Origin of the sequence: Yersinia sp. 2542 StPb PI, from assembly GCF_048593855.1 — a bacterium.
Lineage (GTDB): Bacteria > Pseudomonadota > Gammaproteobacteria > Enterobacterales > Enterobacteriaceae > Yersinia > Yersinia enterocolitica_E.
Window position 1 is genome coordinate 1 of the sequence record NZ_JAZGQA010000165.1, and the last position, 9,497, is coordinate 9,497.

Below are 9,497 nucleotides of genomic sequence, written 5' to 3' on the forward strand. Positions count from 1 at the left end.
AATATAACATATTAAACTTTGTGGTTTTTATCTGATAGCGGTGGCGGGCATGGATACTTGCCATCATGTTGCGGCGGGATTTTTGCTGGTTGGCCATTATGATGTTCTTTCGCTGGCGGCAACGGGCGGCCACTCTTGTCTTTTGGCGGTTCAGGCGGGCGTTTACATCTCACTCCCGATTGTTTTTGTGCTTCTTTATTAATAGGTTGTGTGGCAAAGCTAGAGGCTGCATTCAATAGCAACACTGATACACCACAAAACATCAGTAACTTCTTCATTCTCGCTCCAGTTATTCAATAGGAATACATCATCACCATAACGGATTGTTCTTTCAGTTTTCTTGGCGAGATTTGTAATGATATTATCAAGTTGAGTGTCTGTAGTTATCTATTAGAGAGTATCATCATTCCAAACCTACACTGATTCATTGGTGTATGTTATAGTTCACAGTGTTATTATTAGCACCATCAGTAGACTGGTTATAATTTCATTTTTTCTTGTTCTAAATTATAGGTGATTTACTTTATGTCTTTATTTTCTTTTTATCATAACTGCCTGAATGCTTTGACTGGGAAAGTATTTGGTCAGCACCGTAAAGGTGAACCAGTGAAGAGAGAGAATGGGAAAGATAAATTATCTAATCTTCAACTGGATGTACTGTTGAATGCGGAAAAACAGGTCGCGATTATTACCACCGACTTAGAGAGTCGGATCACCATATTTAATGTGGGCGCGGAGCGAATGTTTGGCTATTCTAAAGATGAAGTCTTGGGATGCCCTATTTCGGATATACTGCATATTCCAGAGTTTGGTAAGGATCAAGCTGAGCTGGATTATTTATTGCTTAATCGGCGTGATGCCAGCGAGTGGTGTTATCAGCGCCAAGATGGGAAACGTTTCTGGGGAGCACTTAGTGTCCATGAAATAACTGCCGATAATAACCAGACCGTGGGTTATATTAGTGTGATTGCTGATGTTTCGGAAAGAAAATTCCTGCTGATGAAGCTGGAAGAAAGTAAGCAGATGATGGATCGTTTAACTAAGAATTTACCAGCAATGATTTATGCTTATTATTTAGATGCAGAGGGTAAATCTTATTTTAAATATTGTAGCGAGGGTGTCAGAAAAATATTTGCTCTGTCACCGGCTGATGTTTTGTATGTGCCCAGAGAGGAAAACCCTCTGTTTAGCCGCGTGCATACTGACGATATGGATATGCTAAAACAGGCGGTAGCCATCTCTCAACAGAATCTATCTGTCTGGCGCTGCGATTTTCGCGTGGTGTTGCCGGGCAAAGGTACACACTGGCTCCATGGTGAGTCTTTCCCGACGCTTCAGGATGATGGGGCTGTTATTTGGTATGGCTCGTTTTTCGATATTACTGAACTTAAACAGTCAGAATCGATCCTCAAGGCGTTGTCACAAACCGATGTATTAACTGGGGTCGCCAATCGTCGCCACTTTGATGATATCTATCAGCACATCTGGCAAAAAAAACGGATCGAAGGCGGTTCTCTGTCTGTGTTGATGATCGATTTTGATAATTTCAAAAGCTTTAACGACCTTTATGGTCATGCAATGGGGGATGTTTGTTTGAAATCCATTGTCGAAACTTTGTCAAAATCTATTCGTGGTGGTTCAGATATTTTGGCGCGCTATGGCGGCGAGGAGTTTATTGTATTGCTAGCACCCAGTACCCTGGCGGATGCGAAAGCGGTTGCCGAGCGCATGCGTCACTCCATTGAGGAGTTAGATATTCCCCATGGGATGTCGCCAGAGGGGCGGGTGACCATCAGCATTGGTGTGGCTTCGGTATCCGCGCCGGGTGAGTCTATTGCGGCGACAGACTTGTCGGATGCTGCGGATAAAGCGTTATATCGGGCGAAAACCACGGGGAAAAACCGCGTGGAAGCGGTGGTGCTGAACTGATACGTAAAGAGCGTGTGGGGCAGGGAAGAGAGTCATTACTGCCCCACAGAGAGTCGATTTAGGATAGTTAATGTCTAGTTGTCGTGATCCTGAGCTTCACGCAGGCGCTCTTGCTCTTCAGCTATAACCGCTTTGATTTCCTCCAGTACACCCTCAACATCAGCCGCTTCGGTGCTTTCTGCAAACTCACCAGTCAGTTGCGTTTCTGGATGCAGTTTGCCATCCTCATAAAGTGCCCACATCTCTTTGGCATACTTACGATTAAGCAGTTCTGGTGCGTATTGGCCATAATAGTGTGTCATGTTTGCGACATCCCGCTCCAGCATGGCTTTAGCATGATTGTTCGCCGCAGCATTGACGGCTTGCGGTAAATCGATAATGACCGGGCCCTCTTTATCAATTAAGACATTAAACTCTGATAAATCGCCATGAACCAGACCGGCGCAAAGCATCCGTACCACATATTGGATCATCAATGCATGGTCAATCAGCGCTTGTTCTCTGCTAAATGGCACATCACTCAGGCGAGGGGCGGCAAGGCCATCTGCATCGGTGACCAGTTCCATCAATAAAACACCATCAAGGCATGCATAAGGTTGGGGTACCCGAACACCGGCATTGGCGAGCAGGTACAAGGCATCCACCTCGGCAGTTTGCCAGGTCTCTTCCTGTTGCTTGCGGCCAAATTTAGAACCTTTGGCCATGGCTCGCGCGTCACGACTGTTACGAACCTTACGCCCTTCCTGATACTGAACAGCCTGTTTGAAACTGCGGTTTTCAGCTTCTTTATAGACTTTAGCGCAGCGGATATCCTGCCCACAACGGACAACGTATACATCAGCTTCTTTGCCACTTTTCAAACGACGGATGACTTCGTCAACCAAGCCGTCATCAACCAGCGGTTGGATTCGTTTTGGAATTTTCATGGCGTCCTTGTACCCTATTTAAGCCCGCGATGGAATGGCTTTGGCTGAATTTTCCTTCAGTTTACCATTCGCGCCCATCAGCGGGTGGGTTTTTACTGAGTATCAGGCAGCACTGAACTGGGCATTATGCAATTTTGCATAGGCGCCTTTACGGGCCAGCAATTCATAATGGTCGCCCTGTTCCACAATCCCTTCCTTATCGACCACAATGATACGATCGGCATTTTGAATCGTGGCTAAGCGATGGGCAATCACCAACGTCGTTCTGCCTTGTGATAATTCCGTTAGCGCAAGCTGGATGGCTTGCTCAGTGGCAGTATCAAGCGCGGAGGTTGCTTCATCCAGAATCAAAATCGGTGGATTTTTCAGGAAAATACGTGCAATTGACAAGCGCTGTTTCTGCCCACCGGATAATTTTACTCCGCGCTCACCAACAACGGTATCCAGTCCATCAGGCAAGCTTTCAATCAACTCATCTAGCCGGGCTTGTTGTGCTGCAACCATTATTTCATCGTCGCTGGCATCGAGTTTACCGTAAGCAATATTCTCACGGATAGATCCGCCGAATAAGAAAACGTCCTGCTGAACAATACCGATATTATTACGCAATGATTGTTGAGTCATATCACGGATATCAATACCATCAATCGTGATTGCCCCCTCATCGAGTTCATAAAAGCGGGGCAGCAGTGAGCATAATGTGGTTTTACCCGCCCCCGATGGCCCGACGAATGCCACAGTTTCGCCAGCCCGGATTTGCAGGTTCAAATGGGTGAAAATTTTATTCTGTGGTGAATAACCGAAACTGACATTGTGATAACAAATATCGCCATGCAAATGGCCAACAGGGCGAGCGTTTGGTTGGTCGACAATATCAGGCAGTGTATCTATCAATTGAGTGAATCGCTTAAAACCGGCAATTCCTTTCGGATAACTTTCCAGTACTGAGGTTATTTTCGCCACCGGGCGAAAAAACACTTCAACTAATAACAGAAAGCCGACAAAACCGCCGTAACTCAACTGGTCATGCACGACGTACCAGGTACCGGCAACCATCACAATTAACTGCACCAGACGGGTACTGAGGTAGCTCATGGTCATACTGGTGGTCATGATACGGTAAGCCCGCAATTTGGTGGTGCGGTAGCTTTCGTTATCTGCGGCGAACAATTTCTTTTCATGAGATTCATTAGCGAAAGCTTTGACGACACGAATACCGCCGATACTTTCCTCAATGCGGGCATTAAAATTGCCAACTTGACCAAACAGTTTGCGCCAGGTCTCGGTCATCTGTGAACCGTAGCGGCTGACCAGATAGGTCATAAAGGGTACGATGATGATGGTGAGCATCGCCAGTGGTAAATGGACGGATGCCATCAAAATGAATGCACCGATAAAGGTCATAACGGCAATAAAAAGATCTTCAGGGCCGTGGTGGGCAATTTCTCCAACCTCTTCAAGGTCTTTGGTGACGTGGGTGATAATATGGCCGGTCTTCATATTGTCGTAATAGCTGAATGATAATTTTTGCAGATGGCTAAAAGCCTGGCGGCGCATGTCGGTTTCGATACCCACACCCAATGCGTGCCCCCAGTAGTTAACAATCGCCATTAGCGCAGTATTGAGCAGATAAATCATCAACAGGCCAGTTGCCGCCCAAACGATCAACACCCAATCTTGATTGGGAAGTAATTTATCAATGAACAGTTTTACCGCCATCGGGAAACTCAGCTCCAGCAGCCCGGCCAAAATGGCACAGCCAAAGTCCAGATAAAAAAGCCCTTTGTACGGGGCATAATAAGAAAAGAAACGGCGGAGCATTGGGGTATCCTTACAATTACAGAGGAGAAATCGGTACAAATGTCGGAAAGAGCTGTTCGCTGCATTATAAATGTAAATGGTTATTAATAGCATTTATTTTGCTATTTATTATCCGATAATAGAATTCTTATCTGTGAGAATATGCATTGAAGCCAAGATTATATCGAGTATTGTTAGTCAGAAAAATAGCGAGGAGCAGTAGCAATGAATTTGACCATGACAGATGCCCCAACGACTGAAGATATTGCAGAAATCATTGAGGGATTGAAGGCTTTTAACCGTAAATTTGTTGGTGATAATGGTCGTAAACCATTAGCCGTATTTATCACAGGAGAAGGTGGCGAAAAGTTGGGAGGGATTACCGGATATACATTAGGTAATTGCCTGAGTATTGAGTTGTTATGGGTATCGGATGCATTACGTCACTCAGGGGCTGGTACTAACTTGATGAACGCAGCCGAACAGGAAGCAATACAGCGGGGATGCAAGTTTGCCCAAGTAGATACATTCAGCTTCCAGGCTCGCCCGTTCTATGAAAAACAGGGTTATCAATTGAAAATGACGCTAGAAAATGTACTGGGTGAGTACCACCGTTATTATTTGACTAAAAATCTGATTAACGAGTTTGGCGGCACAAACCGACCATGCGCAGTTTAAATTCAAACAGTATCAAGGCCTATGTCTAATAGGTCTATTTTGTTACTGATACATAAAGAGGCTACCGCTGTGAGTGAATATACGCCTTAATATTAGTGTCACGCCCACTCAACAGTGAATATTCAGCTTTTAAAGGAGGCTCACATTTTCTCTGAATTGCATCTATAGGCGTGGGTCTTCTATTAGGTTATTCTGTTTTACATTGGATTAGTTAATGTAAATGGAAATGAATATGGCGGCTTCATCAAATAAAAAGCTCTCGCTGTGGTCATTAACCTCGCTGGTCGTGGGTTCAATGATAGGTGCTGGTATTTTCTCTTTACCTGCTACATTCGGCCGAGCAACCGGAGGCTTGGGTGCCATCATCGCGTGGATTATTGCTGGTGGCGGAATGTTAACTCTGGCCTTTGTTTTTCAGACTTTGGCACAACGTAAGCCAGATTTGGATTCCGGTGTTTATATTTATGCTAAAACTGGATTTGGTGATTATGCCGGTTTTGCCTCAGCCATTGGTTTTTGGGCTGGCGCCTGTATCGGCAGTGTTTCCTATTTTGTTTTGATCAAATCAACATTGGGAGCCTTCTTCCCACTATTTGGTGATGGTAATACGTTATCCGCAGTCTTAATTGCGTCATTAATCTTGTGGAGTTTTCATTTTATGGTGCTACGCGGTATCAAAGAAGCCGCAGCAATCAATACTATTGCCACTTTTGCTAAAGTTATTCCGATATTTATTTTTGTTATTGTGCTGGCATTTACATTTCATACAGATACGTTTGCATTAAACTTCTGGGGTTCCCAATCTTTGTCTGGTGTCGGTGATCTCTCCCATTTGGATGACTATGGTTATACCGGTCATGCGGCATTAGATATTGGTGCAACATCAGAGACACTATTTGCTCAAGTGCGCAGTACTATGTTGGTCACCGTATTTGTTTTTGTGGGCATTGAAGGGGCGAGTGTTTATTCCCGTTACGCTAAAGAAAGAAAGCATGTTGGTATTGCTACTGTTCTCGGTTTTATTGGTGTTTTATGTTTACTGGTATTAGTGACAATGCTTTCCTATGGTGTGCTGCTTCGTCCTGATCTTGCTGCTTTACGGCAACCCTCAATGGCTGGGGTGTTAGAACATATAGTGGGTCGATGGGGCGCTATATTTATCAGCATCGGGCTGATTATCTCCGTTATGGGTGCATATCTGTCATGGACCCTATTGGCGGCTGAAGCACTCTATTCCGCAGCAAAAAGTAATATCATGCCGCAGATATTTGCAACGGAGAATAAGCGCGGGGTGCCATCGGCAGCGGTTTGGATGTCGAATATTTTTATCCAATTATTCTTAATTGTTACGCTCTTCACTGAGTATGCGTTTCAGTTGGCACTGGAACTCACTAGCTCATTAGTTTTGATCCCCTATTTGCTGGTTGCGGCTTATGGGTTGAAATTGGCCTGGACCCGAGAAACCTATTCGGCAGGTTCGGTCGAGCTGAAGAAAGATTTTATTTTTGCTTTGATAGCAACACTATATGCCATATTAATGGTCTACGCGGGCGGGTTGAAATACATATTACTGTCAGCAGTGATATATGGCCCGGGAACTGTGCTGTTTATCATCGCGAAGCGTGAGCAAAAGAAAGCAATATTCGCGCCGATTGAAAAATGTCTTTTTGCCGTGGCCATGATTACCGCTTTAGCCGCTCTGTATAGCCTCGCCACAGGGATAATTACGGTATAATAACGGCGGTGATACAGTAATTGTCTACTGAACAGAGATGACATTATATTATCGCCACAAACACTTAACTAAAACTAATGTATTTTGCGCCTATCCCTAACTTTACAATAGATGGGCTTGATCTATAACACAGAGTACGACAGGATCGCGTTGGAATAACTAATGGTTAGGTTGATATCCGATAGAAATGTATCCATTATAAAACGCGATTTTTCTTATATAGAGTTAGGATTGGTGTGCGCCAATCAGTAGGTATTGCTTTGAAAAAACAACAAAATATTACCCCGAATAGTGATTATTCTGCGGGAATTGGCGATGCGCAATTTGCGCTCGTGGTTTTACTTACAACATCATGTTTGCTGATTGCAATAACATTGATTGCGATCCTATGGCTAATCTAATGATACGCCATAGAAATTAGGGGGAATGTATGGATAAGAGCTTGTTTGATGACAACAAAGTCATCGCATTGATCGGTTTACTGTTGGCGGCACTCATTGTTGTCAGTGTCATGTTTGCGATGACCTATATGGCGGATCGCCAACGTAACGAAGCACAACCTATTGATGTACAGAATTGCTATAAAAAGAACTGAAAAGCGTTATTCGCCGGAGAGCAGTGGTAAGCATTCAGGCGAATCGTGGGTATTGCGGAGTGTTATGCCAGCTTCTGATGAATAGCATGCAAGGGCAACGCGATATTCAGGTCAATATCAGTATTTTGCCTGAAATCATACGGAGTGATACCGTAACGTTTTCTGAACATGTAAGTAAAATGTGACTGTGAGCCAAAGCCAAAGTCCAATGCGATATCAAAAATCGTACTATCACTACTTCTTAGTTGATAAACCGCGCCCGCTAAGCGTCTTTCCCGAATGTATTTACCCAGCGATACCCCGGTCACTTCTTTAAATATTTTCTGCATATGCCAAAGCGAATAGCCTGAATACACGGCTAACTCTTCAAGGTAGATGACCCGCCCTAGATGGGTTTCGACCCATTTACTGAGGGCGCAGACTAACGCGAGATGATTTTCTTGTGACATTATTTAGTCTGTTTTTTCTGGATAGGAGTAGAGCAGTATACACAAGTTGAATCGAACAACACAAAACACCAAATTGCTCCCGATTGAACAAAATAGACCATAAAGACTTTTCAGACAGTGTTTGCAAAAGATTTTTCTGGTGCCATAGTAAAAGGGTAGTGTCATCAGGAAGGGGTCTATCCCGAGGATAAAGGGTTGAGTTTGGAAAAATAGAAATTAAAAATGATGAGGTGATCGCATGTTAATAACGGTGATTATGACTCTGATAGCGGTTGTCGGCGTAACCGTTTTTTTAAAGATGCCAGTAATGGTCCTGCATAAAGGTAAAGGCGCAGGAGGTGATGAACTGTGAGATTAGGAATATTGTGATCGATCTACATCTAATGAGTTTCCTCTAGAACCAGGTGATTGATAATTTCATGCCTGGTTTTTTTATATCCCCTTCGTACTGACGTTAGCTTTCTTGCCATCTCATATCTGCTTCTTTCTCGCAAAAAGAGGGGGCAATTGATTGATTAAGCACATCATCGACATCGGTTGTAGGTATTTCATTAGCCGAGGATAATGCCAGTCTTTCGAGTCGACAAGAGCAGTGCAGGTTAAAGAAATATTTCAGCAAGCGTGATATCCTTTTACGATATTACTGAGAAGGAATTATGCATGTCTGAAATGTTTACTAATGACCAAGAGCTGGTGTCAGACTTGGTTGCCTGCCAACTGGTGATTAAGCAAATCCTTGATGTGATTGATATCATTGCTCCGGTGGAGGTGCGAGATAAAATGTCCCATCAACTTAAAGCTATTGATTTCTCTACACACCCGGCAGGGGCGGACCCAGTGACTAAGCGAGCGATTGAGAAAGCCATTGCATTAATTGATATGAAATTTAGCCAAAAATAACCGCTACCGTTTAAGGCTGTCTGCAAGTAGGGCGGTAGTATCAGGCTAGCGGCCGTGGGGGAAATGCACTGCGGGTTATGAATAGCAAACCCGCAGTTCAATTATTCAAAAACGTTATTGCCGATCTTTTTCACTAATGGGCAGTTACTGACACCAATGACACCATTTTCACCGTTTATAAATTGAGCGGTTGTAACAGTTCTTGCCGTCAGATATTTACACTGCAAACCAATGCCTGCGGCGTTTTTCTCACTGCCAATAAGCACGCCATAGCCTGAAAAGAGAAGGCCCAAGTATATGATTGCTGCCACCAGAACCAGTCTGAATAAACTCATGTAGTCACTCCATGTAATTAGTTTTACTTATTTTTTAGGATAAATATTTAACAGTTTAACGAGTAATGATAAGTTAGTTAATAGTAAAAATCCTAAATCATATTGATTTATAAGACTAAACAGTAAATTCTTATAAAAAATGTTGTTACA

The 9,497-nt window shown here is 43.7% G+C and carries 10 protein-coding genes; 5 read left to right on the top strand and 5 right to left on the bottom strand.

Going from position 1 to position 9,497, the window contains the following annotated elements; genetic code table 11:
• Positions 1-11 precede the first annotated feature (11 nt).
• Positions 12-278: a hypothetical protein gene (locus tag V1952_RS16870; RefSeq protein WP_420075159.1), complete on the bottom strand. Its 267-nt coding sequence runs from the start codon at positions 276-278 to the stop codon at positions 12-14.
• Between the two features lie 247 nt (positions 279-525).
• On the opposite strand from V1952_RS16870, the gene V1952_RS16875 reads away from it, so the two are divergent.
• Positions 526-1,929, top strand: a complete 1,404-nt coding sequence (locus V1952_RS16875; RefSeq protein WP_420075160.1) for a sensor domain-containing diguanylate cyclase — start codon at positions 526-528, stop codon at positions 1,927-1,929.
• A 74-nt stretch (positions 1,930-2,003) separates the two neighbouring features.
• On the opposite strand, the gene V1952_RS16880 is transcribed toward V1952_RS16875, so the two are convergent.
• Positions 2,004-2,855: a PA4780 family RIO1-like protein kinase gene (locus V1952_RS16880; RefSeq protein WP_083158573.1), complete on the bottom strand. Its 852-nt coding sequence runs from the start codon at positions 2,853-2,855 to the stop codon at positions 2,004-2,006.
• 102 nt (positions 2,856-2,957) lie between these two features.
• Entirely contained in the window at positions 2,958-4,676 is a 1,719-nt protein-coding gene (locus V1952_RS16885; RefSeq protein WP_372559223.1) for an ABC transporter ATP-binding protein, read from the bottom strand.
• 204 nt (positions 4,677-4,880) lie between these two features.
• On the opposite strand from V1952_RS16885, the gene V1952_RS16890 reads away from it, so the two are divergent.
• The 3 genes from V1952_RS16890 to V1952_RS16900 all read left to right on the top strand — a co-directional run bounded on the left by V1952_RS16890 (position 4,881) and on the right by V1952_RS16900 (position 7,663).
• The gene (locus V1952_RS16890) at positions 4,881-5,333 is read left to right on the top strand and encodes a GNAT family N-acetyltransferase (RefSeq protein WP_372559222.1); all 453 of its coding nucleotides are present in this window, start codon (positions 4,881-4,883) and stop codon (positions 5,331-5,333) included.
• 232 nt (positions 5,334-5,565) lie between these two features.
• Positions 5,566-7,068, top strand: coding sequence for a basic amino acid/polyamine antiporter (locus tag V1952_RS16895; RefSeq protein WP_420075161.1), 1,503 nt, complete (start codon positions 5,566-5,568; stop codon positions 7,066-7,068).
• A 430-nt stretch (positions 7,069-7,498) separates the two neighbouring features.
• A complete protein-coding gene (locus V1952_RS16900) occupies positions 7,499-7,663 on the top strand; it encodes a hypothetical protein (RefSeq protein ID WP_083158578.1) in 165 nt (54 codons plus the stop codon).
• 62 nt (positions 7,664-7,725) lie between these two features.
• On the opposite strand, the gene V1952_RS16905 is transcribed toward V1952_RS16900, so the two are convergent.
• Complete coding sequence (locus V1952_RS16905; RefSeq protein WP_038632374.1) at positions 7,726-8,112, bottom strand: helix-turn-helix domain-containing protein; 387 nt, start codon at positions 8,110-8,112, stop codon at positions 7,726-7,728.
• Positions 8,113-8,772: 660 nt separating this feature from the next.
• Between V1952_RS16905 and V1952_RS16910 the strand changes: the two genes are divergently transcribed.
• On the top strand, positions 8,773-9,012 hold the full coding sequence (locus V1952_RS16910) for a DUF2766 family protein (RefSeq protein WP_083158579.1): 240 nt from the start codon (positions 8,773-8,775) through the stop codon (positions 9,010-9,012).
• Between the two features lie 101 nt (positions 9,013-9,113).
• Here the strand turns inward: V1952_RS16910 and V1952_RS16915 are convergent, their stop codons facing one another.
• Positions 9,114-9,347 carry a YobH family protein gene (locus V1952_RS16915; protein WP_102970397.1) on the bottom strand — a complete coding sequence of 78 codons (234 nt, stop codon included), beginning with the start codon at positions 9,345-9,347 and terminating at the stop codon, positions 9,114-9,116.
• Positions 9,348-9,497 lie beyond the last annotated feature (150 nt).